Source organism: Paraburkholderia phosphatilytica (assembly GCF_003443895.1).
Lineage (GTDB): Bacteria > Pseudomonadota > Gammaproteobacteria > Burkholderiales > Burkholderiaceae > Paraburkholderia > Paraburkholderia phosphatilytica.
On the sequence record NZ_QQOA01000057.1, the window covers coordinates 1 to 18,703 of the forward strand.

At 64.3% G+C, this 18,703-nt stretch carries 19 protein-coding genes; 9 read left to right on the forward strand and 10 right to left on the reverse strand.

All coding sequences use genetic code 11. From position 1 onward, the window contains the following. A partial coding sequence (locus DVS29_RS37680; RefSeq protein ID WP_205962575.1) for a hypothetical protein occupies positions 1 to 310 on the reverse strand: 310 nt, incomplete at its 3' end. 65 nt (positions 311 to 375) lie between these two features. Between DVS29_RS37680 and aspA the strand changes: the two genes are divergently transcribed. Next, the gene (aspA, locus tag DVS29_RS33755) at positions 376 to 1,797 is read left to right on the forward strand and encodes an aspartate ammonia-lyase (protein ID WP_118185147.1); all 1,422 of its coding nucleotides are present in this window, start codon (positions 376 to 378) and stop codon (positions 1,795 to 1,797) included. A 67-nt stretch (positions 1,798 to 1,864) separates the two neighbouring features. On the opposite strand, the gene argC is transcribed toward aspA, so the two are convergent. After that, positions 1,865 to 2,794, reverse strand: coding sequence for an N-acetyl-gamma-glutamyl-phosphate reductase (argC, locus tag DVS29_RS33760; protein WP_118185149.1), 930 nt, complete (start codon positions 2,792 to 2,794; stop codon positions 1,865 to 1,867). Between the two features lie 131 nt (positions 2,795 to 2,925). Between argC and DVS29_RS33765 the strand changes: the two genes are divergently transcribed. After that, positions 2,926 to 3,810, forward strand: a complete 885-nt coding sequence (locus tag DVS29_RS33765) for a LysR family transcriptional regulator (protein WP_118185151.1) — start codon at positions 2,926 to 2,928, stop codon at positions 3,808 to 3,810. Between the two features lie 189 nt (positions 3,811 to 3,999). Then, complete coding sequence (locus DVS29_RS33770; RefSeq protein ID WP_118185153.1) at positions 4,000 to 5,322, forward strand: MFS transporter; 1,323 nt, start codon at positions 4,000 to 4,002, stop codon at positions 5,320 to 5,322. Here DVS29_RS33770 and tssE read toward each other — a convergent pair. The 8 genes from tssE to DVS29_RS33815 form a co-directional block, all read right to left on the reverse strand. Beyond that, positions 5,308 to 5,742, reverse strand: coding sequence for a type VI secretion system baseplate subunit TssE (gene tssE, locus DVS29_RS33775; RefSeq protein ID WP_118185155.1), 435 nt, complete (start codon positions 5,740 to 5,742; stop codon positions 5,308 to 5,310). The genes DVS29_RS33770 and tssE overlap by 15 nt on opposite strands. A 236-nt stretch (positions 5,743 to 5,978) precedes the next feature. Beyond that, positions 5,979 to 6,398 carry a DUF1801 domain-containing protein gene (locus DVS29_RS33785; RefSeq protein WP_118185201.1) on the reverse strand — a complete coding sequence of 140 codons (420 nt, stop codon included), beginning with the start codon at positions 6,396 to 6,398 and terminating at the stop codon, positions 5,979 to 5,981. A 51-nt stretch (positions 6,399 to 6,449) separates the two neighbouring features. Next, positions 6,450 to 6,860, reverse strand: coding sequence for an SRPBCC family protein (locus DVS29_RS33790; protein WP_118185157.1), 411 nt, complete (start codon positions 6,858 to 6,860; stop codon positions 6,450 to 6,452). Continuing rightward, positions 6,857 to 7,180 carry an ArsR/SmtB family transcription factor gene (locus tag DVS29_RS33795; protein ID WP_118185160.1) on the reverse strand — a complete coding sequence of 108 codons (324 nt, stop codon included), beginning with the start codon at positions 7,178 to 7,180 and terminating at the stop codon, positions 6,857 to 6,859. The genes DVS29_RS33790 and DVS29_RS33795 overlap by 4 nt, the downstream gene beginning before the upstream one ends. 141 nt (positions 7,181 to 7,321) lie before the next feature. After that, positions 7,322 to 7,861 (reverse strand): adenylyl-sulfate kinase, encoded by a 540-nt coding sequence (gene cysC / locus DVS29_RS33800; protein WP_118185162.1) that lies wholly within the window; start codon positions 7,859 to 7,861, stop codon positions 7,322 to 7,324. Between the two features lie 106 nt (positions 7,862 to 7,967). Continuing rightward, positions 7,968 to 8,960, reverse strand: a complete 993-nt coding sequence (locus DVS29_RS33805) for a sugar-binding protein (RefSeq protein WP_118185203.1) — start codon at positions 8,958 to 8,960, stop codon at positions 7,968 to 7,970. A 211-nt stretch (positions 8,961 to 9,171) separates the two neighbouring features. Then, positions 9,172 to 10,167 carry an ABC transporter permease gene (locus tag DVS29_RS33810; protein ID WP_118185164.1) on the reverse strand — a complete coding sequence of 332 codons (996 nt, stop codon included), beginning with the start codon at positions 10,165 to 10,167 and terminating at the stop codon, positions 9,172 to 9,174. Between the two features lie 52 nt (positions 10,168 to 10,219). Continuing rightward, the gene (locus tag DVS29_RS33815; protein WP_118185166.1) at positions 10,220 to 10,960 is read right to left on the reverse strand and encodes an ATP-binding cassette domain-containing protein; all 741 of its coding nucleotides are present in this window, start codon (positions 10,958 to 10,960) and stop codon (positions 10,220 to 10,222) included. Positions 10,961 to 11,245: 285 nt separating this feature from the next. Between DVS29_RS33815 and DVS29_RS33820 the strand changes: the two genes are divergently transcribed. From DVS29_RS33820 to apnL, 6 genes are all read left to right on the forward strand, one after another. Further along, positions 11,246 to 12,184, forward strand: coding sequence for a D-ribose ABC transporter substrate-binding protein (locus DVS29_RS33820; protein ID WP_118185168.1), 939 nt, complete (start codon positions 11,246 to 11,248; stop codon positions 12,182 to 12,184). A 68-nt stretch (positions 12,185 to 12,252) separates the two neighbouring features. Beyond that, entirely contained in the window at positions 12,253 to 12,906 is a 654-nt protein-coding gene (locus tag DVS29_RS33825; RefSeq protein ID WP_118185171.1) for a DUF2291 family protein, read from the forward strand. Next, a complete protein-coding gene (locus DVS29_RS33830; protein WP_118185173.1) occupies positions 12,906 to 14,465 on the forward strand; it encodes a sugar ABC transporter ATP-binding protein in 1,560 nt (519 codons plus the stop codon). The genes DVS29_RS33825 and DVS29_RS33830 overlap by 1 nt, the downstream gene beginning before the upstream one ends. 92 nt (positions 14,466 to 14,557) lie before the next feature. Further along, positions 14,558 to 15,625, forward strand: coding sequence for an ABC transporter permease (locus tag DVS29_RS33835; RefSeq protein WP_118185175.1), 1,068 nt, complete (start codon positions 14,558 to 14,560; stop codon positions 15,623 to 15,625). Positions 15,626 to 15,628: 3 nt separating this feature from the next. Next, positions 15,629 to 16,720, forward strand: coding sequence for a Gfo/Idh/MocA family protein (locus DVS29_RS33840; RefSeq protein WP_118185177.1), 1,092 nt, complete (start codon positions 15,629 to 15,631; stop codon positions 16,718 to 16,720). After that, positions 16,717 to 18,693 carry a D-apionate lactonase gene (gene apnL, locus DVS29_RS33845; protein WP_118185178.1) on the forward strand — a complete coding sequence of 659 codons (1,977 nt, stop codon included), beginning with the start codon at positions 16,717 to 16,719 and terminating at the stop codon, positions 18,691 to 18,693. Before DVS29_RS33840 ends, apnL begins: the two co-directional genes overlap by 4 nt. Positions 18,694 to 18,703 lie beyond the last annotated feature (10 nt).

The following is an 18,703-nucleotide window of genomic DNA, read 5'->3' on the forward strand; positions in this document are numbered from 1 at the left end:
ATTCGCCAATACAACAAGCAAGCTGCCCCGTTGAAATGGAAGTATTCCGATCCAACTCGACGCATCCGGTGCAATTCATCCGGTTCAGCGGACTAGCCAGCAGGGACGCGTGGCCGCACGGCAGCGTGCGTGTGCGGCCACGCGCGACATCATGATTGCCGCTCCGGCAGCCAGAACCGGCGTTATGCAAAAATTGCATGAAAGGATGCTGCAATAGCATCCCCTTTTTCCGCGGAATCCCTACTATTCGTATTGACGCGACGACGGCCTGATCGATCTGGCCGACCAGCCCGGTTTTTGCCGGGGACAAGCTGGTTCGCGCGCACGGACAAGAAATCAATTCATTCAGGATTCCAAGCTAAAAGGACTAGCACCATGCTCGCAACCACACGCATCGAACACGATCTGCTCGGCGATCTCGCCGTTCCCGACGAAGCCTACTATGGCGTGCACACGCTGCGCGCGCTGACCAACTTCCCGATTACCGGCCTGCCGATCTCGACGTACCCGAATCTCGTCAACGCGCTCGCTTACGTGAAGGAAGCCGCCGCGCTCGCGAACTGCGAACTCGGGCTGCTCGACGAGCGCAAGACCAAGGCGATCGTGCATGCATGCCGTCAGATCCGCACGGGCGTCGCGCATGAACATTTCGTGGTGGACGTGATCCAGGGCGGCGCGGGCACGTCGACCAACATGAACGCGAACGAGGTGATCGCGAACCTGGCGCTGGAGCATCTCGGCTGCCGGCGCGGCGACTACGCGACACTGCATCCGAACGAAGACGTGAACCTCGGCCAGAGCACCAACGACGTCTATCCGACCGCGCTGAAAATCGCGACCTACATGGGCATCGCGCAGCTCGTGGACGCGATGGGCGTGCTGCGCGCTTCGTTCGAGCGCAAAGCGGAGGAGTTCAAGGACGACCTCAAGATGGGTCGCACGCAGCTGCAGGACGCCGTGCCGATGACGCTCGGCCAGGAGTTCAGCACCTTCGCGGTGATGCTGGGCGAAGACGAAGAGCGCCTGCGCGAAGCGTCGAAGCTGATCTGCGAAATCAACCTGGGCGCAACGGCGATCGGAACCGGCATCAACACGTCGCCGGACTACGCACCGCTCGCGTGCCGGCACCTTGCCGCGGTGACCGGTATTCCGGTCACCACGTCGCCGAATCTCGTCGAAGCGACGCAGGACGTTGGCTCGTTCGTGCAGCTTTCGGGCGTGTTGAAGCGGGTGGCGGTGAAGCTCTCGAAGACCTGCAACGACCTTCGTCTGCTGTCGAGCGGCCCGCGCGCGGGTCTCGGCGAAATCAACCTGCCGCCGGTGCAGGCCGGCTCCAGCATCATGCCGGGCAAGGTGAACCCGGTGATTCCCGAGGTGGTCAACCAGATCGCGTTCGAAGTGATCGGCAACGACGTGACGGTCAGCTTTGCGGCCGAAGCCGGCCAGCTGCAGCTGAATGCATTCGAGCCGATCATTGCGCACAGCCTGTTCAAGAGCGTCGCGCATCTGCGTGCGGGGTGCCTGACGCTCGCGTCGAAGTGCGTGGACGGCATCACGGCGAATCGCGAGCGGCTGCGCTCGCTCGTCGAGAACTCGATCGGCATCGTGACCGCGCTCAATCCGTACATCGGCTACGTGAACGCGACGCAGGTGGCGCAGGAAGCGTTGCTGTCCGGTCGCGGCGTGGCGGAAATCGTGATCGAAAAGGGCTTGCTGACGCGCGCGCAGCTCGATGAAATCCTGCAGCCCGCGATGCTGACGCAGCCGCGTCAGGCGCTGGTGTTTGGGGATCGCTGACACGCGTTGAAGCATGACGGTCCGTGCGCGTTGCGGTTCCGCGCACGGACCTCCTGGCGTCAATTCGTCAGAGCCGCTCCAGCATCAGATCGAGATTCTGCACGGCCGCGCCTGAAGCACCTTTACCAAGGTTGTCGAACACCGCCGCAAGCAGCACCTGTCCATGCTCGTCGCTGGCGAACACACCCAGGCGGAGATCGTTGGTGCCATTCAACGCTTGCGGATCGAGGCACGCCGCCGTGCGCGATTCATCGAGCGACATCACCTGCACGTGACGCGTATCCACGTAATGACGCGCGAGGCAGGTCTGCAGTGTCGCGGCGCTCACGCCCGTCTGCAACAGACGCAGTTCCAGCGGAATGGTCAGCACGATGCCTTGCCGGAACGCGCCGTACGCCGGCAGGAAAAACGGACGCTGGCCGAGCCCCGCATGGTGCTGGATCTCCGGCGTGTGCTTGTGCCGCAGTTCCAGCCCGTACACCTGAAACGCCGGCGCACTTGCTGCGTTCGGCCCTTCGTGTTCTTCGACCCGCGCCCGCCCACCGCCTGAGTAGCCCGACACCGCATGAATGGCAAACGGGTAGTCGCGCGGCACCAGCCCGGCCTCGATTAACGGCCTGAGCAGGCCGATTGCGCCCGTCGGATAGCAACCCGGATTCGTCACGCGCCGCGCGTTCGCGATCGACCGCGCCTGTCCCTCCGCCATCTCCGGAAATCCGTAGGTCCAGCCCAGCGCCGTGCGATGCGCGGAGCTCGCGTCGATCACGCGGACGGCGGGATTCCCGATCGCCTCCACCGCTTCACGCGCGGCCGCATCGGGCAGACACAGGATCGCGATATCGCATGCGTTGATCGCTTCGGCACGGCGCTGCGGGTTCTTGCGGTCGCTAGCCGGCAGCGTAAAGACGCGCAGATCGGCGCGGCCGTGCAGGCGCTCGTGAATCTGCAGCCCGGTCGTGCCCTGGTCGCCATCGATGAAAACAACGGGGTGGCTCATGTCGCTGATCCTCGGAAACGTGCGTTGCCATAAAGGGAGAAAGCAGCCCTTATGTTCGGCGCGACGCTAGAATCGGTAAAGTTGAATTTCATGACTTTGAGATTCAGTTTTTATGAACCGAGGGGGGCGTCATGCGGGAAATCAGTCTGGATCGTTTGCGCACGCTGGTGGCAATCGCCGAGCGCGGCTCGTTCGTCGAGGCGGCGCGCGCATTGCACCTCGCGCCGCCCACGGTCAGTTTGCACATCGCGGAACTCGAAAGCCGGGTGGGGGCGCAGTTGCTGTCGCGGCAACGCGGCAGCGTGCGTCCGTCGGCGATCGGCGAGGTCCTGGTGGAACGCGCGCGTCGTTTGCTGGCGGACGCCGAACGCACGCTCGACGACATCGAGCGGCAGGTTCAGGGGCTGGCCGGTCGCGTGCGGCTGGGCGCATCGACCGGCGCGATCGTGCATCTGCTGCCGCGCGCGCTCGAAGCGCTGAACCGGGATCACCCGGGCATCGACGTGCAGGTCGCCGTGCTGACGTCGCAGGAAACGCTCGCGCGCATCGCGGATGGCCTGCTCGACGTGGGACTGGTTGCGTTGCCGCAACCGCCGGCCGCGGGTCTCGTGGTCAAGCGCTGGCGGCGCGACCCAGTCATGGCGTTCCTGCCCGCGGACTGGGCGGCGCCTGCGCGCGTCACGCCGAAGTGGCTTGCCGGCCGTCCGCTGATTCTCAACGACGCGAGCACGCGGCTGTCGAGACAGACCGCGGAGTGGTTTGCGGCGGACGGCTACCAGCCGGTGCCGCGGATCGAGCTCAACTACAACGATGCGATTCGCAGTCTCGTCGCGGCTGGATATGGCGCCGCGTTGCTGCCGCACGAGGCGCCGACGCCGCTCGCCGATGCGCGCGTCGTGATGCGTCCGCTGCGGCCCGCGCTGTGGCGAGAACTGGGCATCGCGCATCGGGCGGGGCAGGTCGAACGTGCCGTCCAGCATGTGCTGGATGCGCTGTGGGCGTTGCGTGCGCGGTGACGCCTATTCGTCAGACCAACGTCGTTGGCCCAACCCCAGGGTAAACGAATATTTGCATATGGCTAATGATTTATACAATGGCAAAAAATCGTCGCCGTGACTGAGGTGCTTCAACGCCATCCGCAACCTCGCTCGCGGTCGCCCTGAAGCTAAAGCCTGATGCCTGAGCCTGACGGCCTGGAGTGAGACATGCCTACCCCCATCGTGGCCGCCGAGGCCGTTGACGTCGATCTGTCGGTCGAAGAAGGGTCGCTGCTGCGCAAGGTCGCGTGGCGGATCGTGCCGTTCCTGTTCCTCTGCTACGTCGTGTCGTTTCTCGACCGCATCAACATCGGTTTCGCGCAGTTGCAGATGAAGCACGACCTGGGCTTCAGCGACGCGATGTACGGCCTCGGCGCCGCCGCGTTCTATGTCGGCTACGTCGCGTTCGAGGTGCCGAGCAACATGCTGCTCGCGAGGTTCGGCGCGCGCAGGACGTTCGCGCGCATCATGCTGCTGTGGGGGCTCGCCTCGACGGGCATGATGTTCGTGTCGAACGCGCCGTCGTTCTACGCGCTGCGCTTCCTGCTCGGCGTCTTCGAGGCGGGCTTCTTTCCGGGCATCGTGCTGTACGTGACCTACTGGTTCCCGGCCAACCGCCGCGCAGCCGTGATGTCGATTTTCTTTGCCGGCGTCGCGGTAGCGGGCGTGCTGGGCGGCCTCTTTTCCGGCTGGATCATGAAGGACATGGCCGGTTTGCTGGGGCTGTACGGCTGGCAATGGATGTTCGTGCTGGAAGGCATCCCCGCGCTCGTGCTTGCAGCCGTCGCACTGGGCTGTCTCGTCGATACGCCGCGCGAGGCCCGCTGGCTGACCGACACCGAAAAGCTCACGCTGACGCGACTGTGCCGAAGCGACGCACGTGAGCACGCCACACACGGGCGGCGTGGTCTTGCGGCGGCGCTCTTCGATCCGAAGGTGTATCTGTTCGCATTCGTCTATTTTTCGCTAACGTGCGCATCGCTCACGCTCAATTTCTGGATGCCGTTGATCATTCGCGACTTCGGCGTGCACGACGTGATGTCGATCAGTCTGTATTCGGTCGTGCCCAATGCGATCGGTGCGGTGGGGCTGATGCTGGTTGCGCGGCATTCCGACCAGACCGAAGAACGCCGCCGGCATTTTTCGTTCTGCACGATCGGCGGCGCGCTGGCATTCGGCGCGTTGACGTTGCATGTCGGCAATCTGGCCGTGATGCTCGGCTTTCTTTCGATGGCGTGCGTGCTGATATTCGCGGCACTGCCGATCTTCTGGGCGGTGCCGTCGACGCAACTGTCCGGCGATGCGGCGGCGGCAGGCATCGCACTCATCAGCAGCATCGGCATCACGAGCGGCATCGTGAGCCCGTGGGTGATCGGCATGATTCGAACCAGTACAGGCAGCATCGACGGCGCGGTGTATCTGCTGTCAGCATTGCTCGTTGTGAGCGGCATCGCGATGCTGTTCGGCGTGAAGCGTTCAGTCGCGGCGTAGCGCGTTTTGCAGCATCCTTAGCCGCGTCTTGCCGTTGGGCGTGAAGTCGGTCCAGAAACGCACGAGCCCTTCGCGGCGCAGATGGCAGGACATCGCGAAGCGGAGCAGCATGCGTGGCTGAGTGGCGTCGATCTCGATGTCGATCCATTTCAGACGCGGCTCGTACGCGAGCAGCGTCGCCTCGATCCCATGTTTCAGCCGCTGCGCCGACGATGGCAGATGCCGGTAAATGGCGGACAGGTCGTCGAGCCCGTAATCCGGCAAATGCGCGAGCGCGTGGCGCCTGCTGTTCAGAATGCGCTGGATGTTGTCGCGCACCGACAGGAACGTCTGGACTTCAAGCGAGAAGTCGTTCACGTTCGATCCATCCGCGAAGTGACCCGTGATCGGTTCGAACAGCCCCGGTCCGGCGTGCGTCATGACCTAGCCTTCAGCGCGGAGGGTGTGTCGTCGAACGCCACGCCGATGCCGTCTTCGTCGTTGAACGCGAGTCTCACTATCTGTGTTTTGCAATGCTGCGCCGCGTACCAGCAGTTCGCGTGAGAGCACGGGCAGGATCTGCTGGTCCAGCAGACTGTCGATATTGCGCGCGCCGGAATCGGGCAGCCGTTATCGCGGTCTCGCGCAGGACATGGGGCTGCGCGCGCCGCCACGCGCTACGCTGCCTTGCTCTTCGCCGTTTTGGTACGGGTCGACGCGGTCGCGTTCTTCTTCAGGTGGCTGAGGTTGTAGTCGATCGCGGCCTTCACCAGACGCTTCAGCTTGTGCGCATCCACCTTGTCGCCTTCGAAGAAATCGATCGCGCGCCGAGCGTTGCCGTCGAGCCCGTCGTTGAAAAGCTGGTCCGGATCCGGAATGCCCGCGCCATGCATGAACGTGACTTTCACCTTGCCCTTGTGCGCGTTTGCCACCGCGATCATGCCGTCGCGCGACCACACGGGGCTGCCCATCCACTTCCATTCCTCGATCACCTCGGGGTCGGCGTCGAGCATGACCTTGCGGATGCTCGCAAAGGTCTTGCCGCGCCAGTCGGTGAGCTCGGCGATCATCTGGTCGATTCGTTCGGAAGGGTTCATGGTCATAGGCGCTCCGTGTGCCGGATTGAGGTTGTGTGCAGTGCAGCCGCGTCAGTCGATGCGCGCGACGACCTGCTCCAGTTCGCCGAAGAAACGTTGCCATCCCGCCTGGGCGCCGTGGTAGGCCTGCTGCTGATCCGGCCGGAAGCCCGACTGCTCCATGCGCAGATGCGTGCCGGCGCCGGCAGCCGTGAGCGTCCACGTGACGACGCTCTCGAGACCGTACGCCGCCCACGTGTACGACAGCGTTTTGTGCGCCTCGACGACGAGCACCTTGCAGTCTACCGCGCCCCAGTCGGCGGTCAGCTTGAACGAATGGTCGACGACGGGCGCGAAGTCGTTCTTCATCAGCCATTCCGCGATCAGATGCGGCTGCGTGAGTGCGCGCCAGATCTTTTCCGGCGCATGCGGAATCTCGCGTTCGACGACGACGGAGAGCGTTTCGGTCGTGGGCTTGCTCATTGATCCATCCTTCTGAGTAGGTCTTCGAGACGATCGAACCGGTTCTGCCAGAAGCTGGCCATCTGGCTCGTCCAGTCGATCAGTGGCGCAAGCGCGCCGAGCTGCGCGCTGTAATGCGTTTGACGGCCCTGCTGGCGATCGCGCACCAGCCCGGCCTGCTTCAGCACGCCGAGATGCTTCGACACCGCCGGTTGTGACACGCCCGCCTGAGCGGTCAGCGCGCCGACCGTCTGCTCGCCTTCGCGGCATAGCCGTTCGAAGAGCGCGCGACGGGTGGGGTCGGCGAGGGTACGGAAGAGCGTATCGTGAATGTCCGACATTTTAACGTATAACTGGTGAGTTATTGAATTGCATGTTACTGCGCAGTTATATTTTTGGCAAGCACGACGAGAAAACTCGAAAGCACGCATGAACTCGCATGCCTGGAAGGTTATAGATAGTTCGGGTGTTCCCGGCGCGGCTCAATCCGCGGCGGGCATCGGGCTTCCGAGTAGCCGCATGATCGCGGCCACCGATGCGTTCGTCGGGACCACGCTGGTGTCGAACGTCAGCTCGGGTGCGAGCGGCGCTTCGTAGACATCGCCGATGCCCGTCAGGTTGGCGAGTTCGCCGGCGCGGGCGCGCCGGTAGAGTCCTTTGGGATCGCGCGCTTCGCACACGGCGAGCGGCGTAGACAGATAGACCTCGACGAACCGTTGCTCGCCCACCGTCTGGCGCGCGATGTCGCGATCGGCGCGATAGGGCGAGACCAGCGCGGCGATCGCGACGATGCCGGTGTCGTTGAGTTCGCGGCAGCGCACCGCGACGCGGCGGACGTTTTCGCTGCGGTCCTGCGGCGAGAAGCCCAGATCGCGGCACAGCGTCTGCCGTACCGCGTCGCCATCCAGCACGTCGCAGTTCACGTGTTGTTCGGCGAACGCGGCCGCGAGCGCGTCAGCGAGCGTTGTTTTGCCCGCAGCGCTCAGGCCCGTCAGCCATACCGTGCAGGGAAGGTTATTCATCGGTGGTTCCGATATTACCGGAACAGCAGGCAGCGGCCAGCGCGATCACGCTGGCCACCGCATCGCTCGTCACGCAGAGCGATGCAGCAAGACCCGCGCCTCGATTTCAATGCTTGAGACAGGTGTCGGCATTCTTCCAGGTGCAGGTGTCGAGGCCGGTATGCACGATCGGCTTCACCGTTTTCCCTTCGGCAAGATCACGCATCACCATCGCGGCCTGATAGCCCATTTCCTCCGGCCGCTGTCCGACCAGCACGTTGACCTTGTGGTCCTTCAGTGCCTGCATTTCCGGTCCGAGCGTATCCGCCGACACGATCACGAACTTGCCGCTCTGGATCTTGTCCATGATCGGCGCGACGACCTGCGAATACGCCTGCGGCGCGAACAGCGGCCAGCCGCCTTCCAGCACGAACGCGTCGAGGCCGGTCGAATTGGCGGTCAGCGTGTCCTGCATCATCTGGTTCGCTTTCGCCGCGTCGTCGTTCACGTAAAGCGGGCAGGCGCTGATTTCCTTCCAGCCGTTCTCGCCCGCGAGCTTCGTAATGCCTTTCTTGCCCGACAGCGCATCGCGCGTGCCCTGAGCGCGCTGGTTGATGTTCTCGGCCGCGGGGTTGCCCATCACGAGACAGATGTTGCCGCCCTTCGGCATCAGTTGCTTCAGCTGTTCGCCGAGCTTCACGCCCAGTTCGTAGTTATCCGTGCCGACGTAGCTCTTGCGCAGCGACTGGTCTTTCGGCAGCAGGTCGGCGTCCGCGGTGATGATCGGGATCTTCGTGTTGCGGCGGCGGATCACCTCGGCCACGGCCGGTGCGTTCGAAGGCGAGATCGCGATAGCCGAGACGCCCTTCGTCAGCAGGTCGTCGATGATCTGCACTTCCGCGCTTTCATCGGCGGCCGTCGCGGGGCCGGTGTAGTAGCAGGTGTAGCCCTGCTTGTTGAGCTCCTTGTTGGCCCGGTCGCAACCCTGATGCATGAGGTCGAAGTAGGGGTTGTCGAGCCCCTTCACGACCAGCGCCAGGGTCTTGTCCGCGGAGAAAGCGGGGGACGCCAGCATCGCGAGTCCACCGGCCACGGCAAGACACTTCAATAGCTTGTTCATCATCGTCTCCTGTTCGACGCCGTTTCGCGGCGCCCATGTCTGCTCGCACAACTTTTTGTATCAGGCGCGAGGAAGGCCCGTCCTCGAGCTTGGTTTCGGCCTTGCCGCGGAACCTCGCGTTGCTTGCGAACATCTGCGTCCGGCAGTCCGCGTGCTGCCCGTCCGCCCTCGTCGCGTCGGCCCGATGAAGGCCGAGGCGACCGAAGCCATTTCAACCGGCCTGCCGGTCTCCGCCGAGCCGGTTGAAGAGCACGGCGACGATGATGAACGATCCGACCACCGTGCCCTGCCAGAACGAATCGACGCCGAGCAGGATCAGGCTGTTGCGGATCACCTCGATGAGCGCGGCGCCCACCACGGTGCCGAATGCGCTGCCGATGCCGCCCATCAGATTGGTGCCGCCGATCACGGTCGCGGCGATCACGCGCAACTCGTCGCCGGTGCCGAGGCCGGTCGTCACCGCGCCGAGCCAGCCCACTTCGAGAATCGCCGCGACGCCTGCCATCAATCCGCCGAGCACATACACGGAGCAGATGATGCGGCGCACCGGCACACCGGTGAGGTTCGCCGCGTAGCGGTTGCCGCCGACCGCGAACACATAGCGGCCCCAGCGCGTGTACGTGAACGCGAACCAGAACAGCACGGCGAGCACGATCAGGAACCACACGGGATTGGCGACGCCCAGCGTCGCGCCGCCGCCGAGCGCGAGCAGCTTGCTGCCGTCGGGACCGAAATCGAAGATGGTGCGGCTGCGCGAGATCACGAGCGCGAGGCTGCGGCCGACGCTCAGCATGCCGAGCGTCACGACGAACGGCTGCATGTCGAGATACGCGATCAGGATGCCGTTCACGAGGCCGACCAGCCCGGCGGTCGCGAGCCCCATGCCGATGCCGGCCCAGATCGGCCAGCCGGCGTTCATCACGACCGACAGCACGATGCCGCTGATGCCGATCGTCGATCCGACCGAAATGTCGATGCCGCCCGTCACGATCACGGCCATCATGCCGAGCGCGACGATGGCGACGAACGCGAAGTTACGCGTGACGTTGAAGAGATTCTGCGACGTCGCAAACGTCGAAGTCGCGAATGAAAGGACGACGCAGGCAATGACCGTGGCGAGCACGACCCAGAACACCTGGCTTGCAATCATGCCGGTCCAGCGGGTATGCGTTTTCGCGGCCTGCGGATCATCGAGTAAGGCGGGCATCGTGGTGGGCCTCTCCGGCGCGTCGTTCAATCAGGGTCTCCATGCAGCGCAGTCAGGCGGCGGCGATCGCTCCGGTGATGAGGCCGGTCACTTCCTCCGGCGACGACGCTTCGGTTTTCTTGTCAGCCACCTTGCGGCCGCGCCGCATCACGACCACGCGATGCGCGACCGTGAAGACGTCGGGCATCCGATGGCTGATCAGGATGACCGCAATGCCATGTTCGGACAGACGATGGATGAGGTCGAGCACCTCGGCCACCTGGCGCACGCTGATCGCGGCCGTCGGTTCGTCCATGATCACGAGTCGTGCTTCGGAGAGGCGCGTGCGCGCGATCGCCACGGCCTGCCGCTGTCCACCCGACATCTGGCGCACGAGATCGCGTGGCCGCGTCTCCGATTTCAGTTCCTTGAAGAGCTCGCCGGCGCGGCGGTACATGGCTGCGTGATCGAGCACGCGGATCGGGCCGAAGCCGATGCGCGGTTCGCGGCCGAGAAATACGTTGGCAGCGGCCGTCAGGTTGTCGCAGAGCGCGAGGTCCTGATAGACGACCTCGATGCCTTGTGCGCGCGCATCGACCGGCCGGCTGAAATGCACCGGCTTGTCGTCGATCAGGATCTCGCCGTGCGAAGGCGGAAAATTACCGGCGATGACTTTCACCAGTGTCGACTTGCCGGCCCCGTTGTCGCCCATCAGGCCGACCACCTGGCCCGGTTCGAGGCTGAGCGTCACGTCGGTCAGCGCGTGGATGGCCCCGAAGTGTTTGGAGACGCCTCTGAGTTCTAGAAGACTCATGGACTGGTCGCGCTCCTCGATGGAGGTGCCCCGTAAATTTGCTCGGGCGACGGGTAGATATGCTAACTAGTGTTTTTTAGAGCACGACGGCACTTTTAGCAAGGCGCTTTCAATCGCGACTTTCCCGCGCCGTCTCAGCGAAAACCCCAGGTGGAAACGGCTTGTCGACTATCGGGCTACTGGTATGATGACATCGTGACGGCATAAGTGATGAGCAAATAAAATTGCGACCGTCGGCTGGTTTCAGGCAGTGCAACGGCGTTTAACCAGACAGGAGACAGCAAGATGAAAGCATCGAAGCGGTGGCTCGCGGTCGCGTTTGCCACCTTGATGGCCGCTGGCGCTTCGGGCGCCGCTCAGGCGGCCAACCTCATCGCCATCATCACCCCCTCGCACGACAATCCATTCTTCAAGGCCGAAGCCGACACCGCGAACGCGCGGGCGAAGTCGCTTGGCTACGACACCATCGTCCTTTCGCACGACGACGACGCGAACAAGCAGTCGAACCTCGTCGACACTGCGATCGCTCGCGGCGCGAAGGCGATCATCCTCGACAACGCGGGATCGGAAGCGTCGATCGCGGCTGTCAAGAAGGCGAAAGCCGCCGGCATTCCATCGTTCCTGATCGATCGCGAGATCAACGCGACCGGCATCGCGGTCTCGCAGATCGTGTCGAATAACTACCAGGGCGCGCAGCTCGGCGCGCGCGCGTTCGTGAAGGCGCTCGGCGAGAAGGGCAACTATGTGGAACTGGTTGGACGTGAAGCCGACATCAACGCCGGCATCCGTTCGAAAGGCTTTCACGACGTGATCGACCAGTTCTCGAACATGAAGATGGTCGAGCGGCAGTCGGCGAACTGGAGCCAGACCGAAGCCTATACGGTGATGGAGACGATCCTGCAGAGCCATCCCGACATCAAGGGGGTGATTGCCGGCAACGACACGATGGCGATGGGCGCGAACGCGGCATTGAAGGCGGCGAAGCGCAGCGACGTGATCATCGTCGGCTTCGACGGCAGCAACGACGTGCGCGACGCGATCATGCGCAACGAGATCCGTGCGACCGTGCTGCAACCCGCGGCCGAAGCGGCGAACGACGCGGTCGATCAGGCCGACAAGTATCTGAAGACCGGCTCGACCGGCAAGCCGGAAAAGCAGCTGATCAACTGCTCGCTGATCACGAAGACGAACGCGGGCAAGCTCGACATGTTCGCGCTGCGCTGAGCTGAGTGCATGGATGACGGGGCGCGCGGCGTGCCCCGTTCGTCGTCCGGAACCAGACGAGGTGTCCCATGGGTGTTCTTCGGTACGCGGCGATCGCGATCGTCGCGAGCGGAGCGTTGCACGGCTGCAAGCTGGTCAAGCATGACGTCGAGACGTCGAACGGCTCGCACGACAACTACGCGTCGGCGGGCTACGACCCGAATGCGATGGTCGCGACGATGTGGAGCACGAAGATCGTGCCCGACATCGAGAAGCGCGCGGTCGACTACCGCACGCTGCGCGATGCGATCAAGGCCGACCCCGATGCGGCCGGGAAGCAGTACGGCTACCGGGGCAAGGACGACGGCGCGCCGTGGAATTTCCCGACGAAAGTGCAGGGCAAGATCGTCGAGGTCGACACGCAGTCGAGCCAGGGTACGGTGGGCATCGACGTGGATGGCAGCGGCAAGCCGACGGTGATCGTCGACATCGGTCCGACGGTGCTCGGTACCACGCTGCGCGATACGCTCGACTTCATCTCGTTCACCAACTTCCGCAACCAGATCGAGTACGCGCAGTTCGGCACGGCGCTCAACGCGTACGCGGTGAATCACGTGATGAAGCCGCTGCCGCGCGAAGCGCTGAACGGCAGGACCGTGACGGTGACGGGTGCGTTCTCGTACGATTCGTCGAGCGATCAGCCTGAGATCGTGCCGCTCGCGGTGAGCGTGGGAGGCAGCTGATGAGTGATGCGCAGACGGACGACGTGATCCTGCACGTGGAAGGCGTGACGAAGGTTTATCCCGGAACGGTCGCGTTGAAGGAAGTGAATTTCGCGGTGCGGCGCGCGGCAGTCAACGTGCTGGTCGGCGAGAACGGCGCCGGCAAGTCGACGCTGATGAGGATCATCGCAGGCGCCGAGCAGCCGAGCACCGGTCAACTAATACTCGACGGCAAGCCGGTCGGGTTGCACAGCAGTGCCGAGGCATTGCAGCATGGCATCGGCATCGTGTTTCAGGAACTCAACCTGTTCCCGAACCTGACGATCGCCGAGAACGTCTTCATCGCACATGAGATCACGCGCGGCGGCGTGGATATCGACAGCGACGCGCAGCGCGCCAAGGTTCGCGCGTTGCTGAAGCGGCTCGAACTCGACCTGAGCCCCGATACGCTGGTCGAAGACTTGCGCATCGGTCAGCAGCAGCTGGTGGAAATCGCGAAGGCGCTTGCGCACGACGCACGCATCCTGATCCTCGACGAACCGACGTCGGCGTTGAGCGCGGCGGAAGTCGACGTGCTGTTCCAGGTGATCTCGGACCTGAAAGCGCAGGGCGTCGCGATCGTCTATATCTCGCACCGGCTCGAAGAGCTGATCCGTATCGGCGACTTCATCACGGTGCTGCGCGATGGACGTATCACTGGCCACCAGCCGATGGCCGACATCGACGTGCCGTGGATCGTGCGGCAAATGGTGGGCCGCGATACGAAAGACTTCTCGCGCCCGGTCGGACACGAGCGCGGCGCCGAAGTGCTGAGCCTGCGCGACGTCACGTTGCCGCGCAAGGGCACGGGCCTGCTGGTCGATCACGTGTCGCTGTCGCTGCACGCGGGCGAGATCGTCGGCATCTACGGGCTGATGGGCGCGGGGCGCTCCGAGTTGTTCGAGTGCATTCTCGGCTGCCATCCGCTTTCAACCGGCGACGTCGTGCTCGACGGCAAGCCGCTGAACGGCCTGCCGATCGCGCGCCGCGTCGCGCACGGACTCGCGCTGATTCCCGAGGACCGCAAGGCGGATGCGCTGCTGCCGATCCTGTCGATCGGCGACAACATGACGCTCTCGAGCCTTGCCGATTTCGCGCGCGGTTTCCATATCAGCACGCAGCGCGAGCAGCGCTCGGTGCTCGACTACATCCGCGATCTCGCGATCAAGGTAGCCGACTGGCGTCTGCCGGTGAGCTCGCTGTCGGGCGGCAACCAGCAGAAGGTGGTGATCGCGCGGGCGCTGATGACGTCGCCGAAGGTGCTGCTGATGGACGAGCCGAGCCGCGGCATCGACGTCGGCGCGAAGGCGGACATTTTCAAGGTGATGCGCGACCTTGCGGGCCGTGGGCTCGGCGTGCTGTTCGTCACGTCGGACCTGGAGGAAGTGATGGCGCTGTCGGATCGCATTCTGGTGATGTCGAACGGACGGGTGACCGCCGAATACGACGCATCGGACGCGACGCAGGACGCGCTCGTTACTGCGTCCGCGATCGGGCATCGCACCGGCCACGCGTCGAGTGCCGAGCGCGCGGCGGCTTGAGTGGGCGTGGGTGCGTTTTCAGGCATCGCGCACAGACGCACAGCGCTACGTATGACACTGCATTGCCAGCATTCATCATCCGGAGAGACTCCATGACGATGGCCATCAAGAGCACGGCACCCGGCGCGAACGTCGGCGAAGCGCCGCTTCTGCTGCTGCTCAAGCTGCGGACGTTCATCGCGCTGTTCGCGGTCGTGATCTTCTTCTCGTTTGCCGCGCACAATTTTCTCAGCATCGAGAACATGCTCATCATGTCGCGACACGTCGCGCTCAACGCGTTCCTCGCGATCGGCATGACGTTCGTGATCGTCGCGGGCGGCATCGATCTGTCGGTGGGATCGATCGTCGGGCTCACCGGCATGGTGGCGGGCGGGCTGATTCTCAACGGCATTCCGATCGGCGAACACTACACGCTGTACCTGAGCGTGCCGATGGTGATCGTATGTGCGCTGCTCACAGGCGTGCTGGTCGGTGCGATCAACGGCCTGCTGATCACGCGCCTCAACGTCGCGCCGTTCATCGCGACGCTCGGCACGCTGTACATCGCGCGCGGCGCCGCGCTGCTGTCGTCGGGCGGCGAGACGTTTCCGAACCTGACCGGCAACGCCGACTACGGCACGACCGGCTTTCCGATTCTCGGCAGCGCGACCATTGTCGGTTTGCCGCTTACGGTGTGGCTGCTGATCGTGGTCGGTGTGGTTGCTGCGTATATCGCGGGGCGCACGCCGCTCGGCCGGCAGATCTACGCAATCGGCAGCAACGAGCGCGCGGCGCAGCTATCCGGCGTACGAGTCAACCGCGTGAAGCTATTCGTCTACATGTTCTCCGGGCTGTGTGCGGCGATCGTCGGGCTGATCATCTCGTCGGAGCTCGTCGCATCGCATCCGATGAGCGGCGAGACGTTCGAGCTGAACGCGATCGCGGCCGCGGTGCTGGGCGGCACGTCGATGTCGGGCGGACGGGGGAAGATCGGCGGCACCATCGTCGGTGCATTCGTGATCGGCATTCTGTCCGATGGGCTCGTGATGATGGGCGTGAGCGCGTTCTGGCAGACCGTGATCAAGGGCGTGGTGATTGTCGCGGCGGTCGTGGTCGACCAGATCCAGCGGCGGGCGCAGCAGCGGTTCGCGCTGCAGAAGCAGGCTGCGACGGGAGCGTGAAGGATGAACGCATCGACCGGATCCTCCGCACGAGGTGACAACGGGCGCACGCTGCGCGGCGCGCTGATCGGCTGCGGTTTCTTTGCGCACAACCATTTGCACGCGTGGCAGGGTATCGACGGTGCGCAGATCGTCGCCCTCTGCGATGCCGACCGTAAGCGTCTCGATCACGCCGGCGACGAGTTCGGCGTCGAGCGACGCTATACGGATGCCGCCGCGCTGCTGCGCGACGAGCCGCTCGATTTCGTCGACATCGCGACGACCGTTGGCAGCCATCGTCAGCTGGTCGAGCTCGCGGCGAAAGCGGGCGTCGCGGTGATCTGTCAGAAGCCGTTCGCGCCGACGCTCGACGATGCGCGCGCGATGGTCGATACATGCCGCGAAGCCGGCGTGCCGTTGATGGCTCACGAAAACTTCCGTTGGCAAAGCGCGATTCAGGCGGTGGGCGCGGCGTTGCATGATGGCGCCATCGGTACGCCGTTCTGGGGCCGCGTGTCGTTCCGTTCGGCGTTCGACGTGTTCAGCGGTCAACCGTATCTCGCTGAGGGCAGGCGCTTCATCGTCGAAGACCTCGGCATCCATATTCTCGACATTGCGCGCTTTCTGTTCGGCGACGTGACGCGGCTCAGCGCGACGTTGTCGCGCGTGAATCCGACGATCAACGGCGAAGACGTTGCGACGATCCTGCTGTCGCATACGAAGGGCGTGAGCAGCATCGTCGATTGCAGTTATGCGACGCGGCTGCCGCACGAACTGTTTCCGCAGACGCTGATCGAGGTCGACGGCTCCGAAGGCACCTTGCGTCTCTTCGCCGATTACCAGTTGCAGATCCATACGCGCGACGGCACGACGATGCGGAAGGTTGTGCCGCCGGCGCTTGCGTGGGCGAGCGCACCGTGGGAAGCGATTCAGGGCAGCGTGGCCGCGATTCAGCGCCACTGGGTGGAGTGCCTGCGGCGCGGCGTCGAACCGGCGACGAGTGGCCGCGACAATCTGCACACGCTCGCGCTGGTCGAAGCGACGTATCGGTCCGCGCAACAGCAGCGGACCATCGAACTCGCTGAACTCGAAGCGGCATTTGGGGCGGCGCGATGAGTACCGCTGCGTTGTACTACGGCACGGAACAGAGCCAGCCGCCGCATCGGACGTTAACAGCGGGGCCGTGGTCCGCGCTGCTGATCGACGGCGCGTTGCATGAGATCCGCTACCGCGGCATCGAAGTCATCCGCATGGTCGCGTTCCTCGTGCGCGACAAGGACTGGGGCACGTGCCGGCCGTCGCTCGCGGGCATCGAAGTCGACGAGGGCGGTGACGCATTCCGTATCGCGTATCGCGCGCGCTGCGAGAACCCCGACGGCCACGTGCTCAGCTACGCGATTGCAATCGACTGCGCGGCAGGCGGCGCGCTGAGTCTGCATGCCGATGTGACCACGCACAGCGATTTCCTCACGGCGCGCTGCGGTTTCTGCGTGCTGCATCCAATCGATGGCGTGGCGGGCGCGCCGGCGCGCGTCGAACACGGCGACGGCACGCTAGACCATGCAGCGTTTCCGACGCTGATCGATCCGTGGCAGCCGTTCAAGGACATCCGCACGATCGAACACGATCTGCGCGACGGGCTCACAGTGCGCTGCGCATTCACCGGCGACGTGTTCGAGATGGAGGACCAGCGCAACTGGTCCGACGCGTCGTTCAAGACCTACTCGCGGCCGCTCGAATGGCCATGGCCGTACGTGCTGGAAGCCGGCGCGACGTGTGTGCAATCGGTGACACTGACGGTAGACGATCAAGCGTTTGCAGCGAGTGAAAACGCTGCGGTCGCGACCTCGACGCGTGCTGACGATGCGATCACCATCACGCTCGATCTGAACGAGTCACTATCGGAAAACGAAGAAGCCATGCCCGCGCTCGGCGTTGCCATCGCCGCCGACGAAGCGGACCTCGCGCTCGCGCGTCCTGCATTGCTCGCGGAGCTCGCGCCGCAGCAGCTGACCTTAAGCTTCGACCCGCTCGCCGGGCACGGCGTGCACGAGCTCGAACGGTTCGCAGCCCTGCAGCGCGACAGCGGCCTTCCCGCGGTGCTCGAGTACGCACTGCCCGGCGTCGACGCACCGCGCGCGGAACTCGCAGCGCTCGCCGCGCAACTCGAAGCTTCACGGCTCGACGTGACGGGCATCGTCGTCAGTCCGGCGGTGCATCGGCAATCGAATCCGCCGGGCAGCGTCAGTCCGCCGTGCCCACCGATGGACGACGTGTATCGCGAAGCCAGAAGCGCGTTTCCGCGCTTGCGTATCGGCGGCGGGATGCTCAGCTATTTCACCGAACTCAATCGCAAGCGGCCGCCGCTGGAACTCGTCGACTGGGTCACGCATGCGACCTGTCCGATCGTGCACGCCGCCGACGATCGCAGCGTGATGCAGACGCTCGAAGCGATCCCGGACATCACGCGCTCGTGCCGTGCGTTGATCGGCAAGCAGCCGTACGCGATCGGACCAGCTTCGATCGGCATGCGGCAGAACCCGTATGGATCGCGCGTGATGCCGAATCCCGATCGTGAACGAATTGCAATGGCGGCCTTCGATCCGCGGCAGCAGGCGCTGTTCGGTGCTGCGTGGCTCGCGGGTTACGCGGCGGCGCTCGCCGGCGCGCGGATTGACACGCTGACGCTCGGCGCGTTGACGGGTGCACGCGGTCTTGCGGACAGCAACGGCACCGGCGCGCGCTATCCGGTGTTCTACGTCGCGGCGGCGCTGGCCCGCGTGGCGGGCGCGCGGCGTTTGCGCTGCGATGTGAGCGGTAGCGATTCGCGTGAGATTGCCTGCTTGGCATCGCGTGATCGTGACGGGCGACGTCTGCGTGTGCTGATCGCGAATCTGACAGACGCGGTTCGCGGCATACGGCTGGACATCGGCCGCGAGGTGAAAGCAGTACAGACCATGCTGCTCGACGAAGCTAGCGCTGAAAATTTACCGGCGTGGCACCCGATCGCACTGGACGTATCGCTGAACGAAGAAGCGCCGATCGTGCTGCGCCCGTTCGCGTGCCTGTTCGTCGAATCGGAAAGCTGAACCGCATTCG

Bases quoted from the DNA above. Each gene is read 5' to 3' on its own strand.
- aspA (WP_118185147.1), top strand. From the start codon at position 376: ATGCTCGCAACCACACGCATCGAACACGATCTGCTCGGCGATCTCGCC.
- argC (WP_118185149.1), bottom strand. From the start codon at position 2,794: ATGAGCCACCCCGTTGTTTTCATCGATGGCGACCAGGGCACGACCGGG.
- DVS29_RS33765 (WP_118185151.1), top strand. From the start codon at position 2,926: ATGCGGGAAATCAGTCTGGATCGTTTGCGCACGCTGGTGGCAATCGCC.
- DVS29_RS33770 (WP_118185153.1), top strand. From the start codon at position 4,000: ATGCCTACCCCCATCGTGGCCGCCGAGGCCGTTGACGTCGATCTGTCG.
- tssE (WP_118185155.1), bottom strand. From the start codon at position 5,742: ATGACGCACGCCGGACCGGGGCTGTTCGAACCGATCACGGGTCACTTC.
- DVS29_RS33785 (WP_118185201.1), bottom strand. From the start codon at position 6,398: ATGAACCCTTCCGAACGAATCGACCAGATGATCGCCGAGCTCACCGAC.
- DVS29_RS33790 (WP_118185157.1), bottom strand. From the start codon at position 6,860: ATGAGCAAGCCCACGACCGAAACGCTCTCCGTCGTCGTCGAACGCGAG.
- DVS29_RS33795 (WP_118185160.1), bottom strand. From the start codon at position 7,180: ATGTCGGACATTCACGATACGCTCTTCCGTACCCTCGCCGACCCCACC.
- cysC (WP_118185162.1), bottom strand. From the start codon at position 7,861: ATGAATAACCTTCCCTGCACGGTATGGCTGACGGGCCTGAGCGCTGCG.
- DVS29_RS33805 (WP_118185203.1), bottom strand. From the start codon at position 8,960: ATGAACAAGCTATTGAAGTGTCTTGCCGTGGCCGGTGGACTCGCGATG.
- DVS29_RS33810 (WP_118185164.1), bottom strand. From the start codon at position 10,167: ATGCCCGCCTTACTCGATGATCCGCAGGCCGCGAAAACGCATACCCGC.
- DVS29_RS33815 (WP_118185166.1), bottom strand. From the start codon at position 10,960: ATGAGTCTTCTAGAACTCAGAGGCGTCTCCAAACACTTCGGGGCCATC.
- DVS29_RS33820 (WP_118185168.1), top strand. From the start codon at position 11,246: ATGAAAGCATCGAAGCGGTGGCTCGCGGTCGCGTTTGCCACCTTGATG.
- DVS29_RS33825 (WP_118185171.1), top strand. From the start codon at position 12,253: ATGGGTGTTCTTCGGTACGCGGCGATCGCGATCGTCGCGAGCGGAGCG.
- DVS29_RS33830 (WP_118185173.1), top strand. From the start codon at position 12,906: ATGAGTGATGCGCAGACGGACGACGTGATCCTGCACGTGGAAGGCGTG.
- DVS29_RS33835 (WP_118185175.1), top strand. From the start codon at position 14,558: ATGACGATGGCCATCAAGAGCACGGCACCCGGCGCGAACGTCGGCGAA.
- DVS29_RS33840 (WP_118185177.1), top strand. From the start codon at position 15,629: ATGAACGCATCGACCGGATCCTCCGCACGAGGTGACAACGGGCGCACG.
- apnL (WP_118185178.1), top strand. From the start codon at position 16,717: ATGAGTACCGCTGCGTTGTACTACGGCACGGAACAGAGCCAGCCGCCG.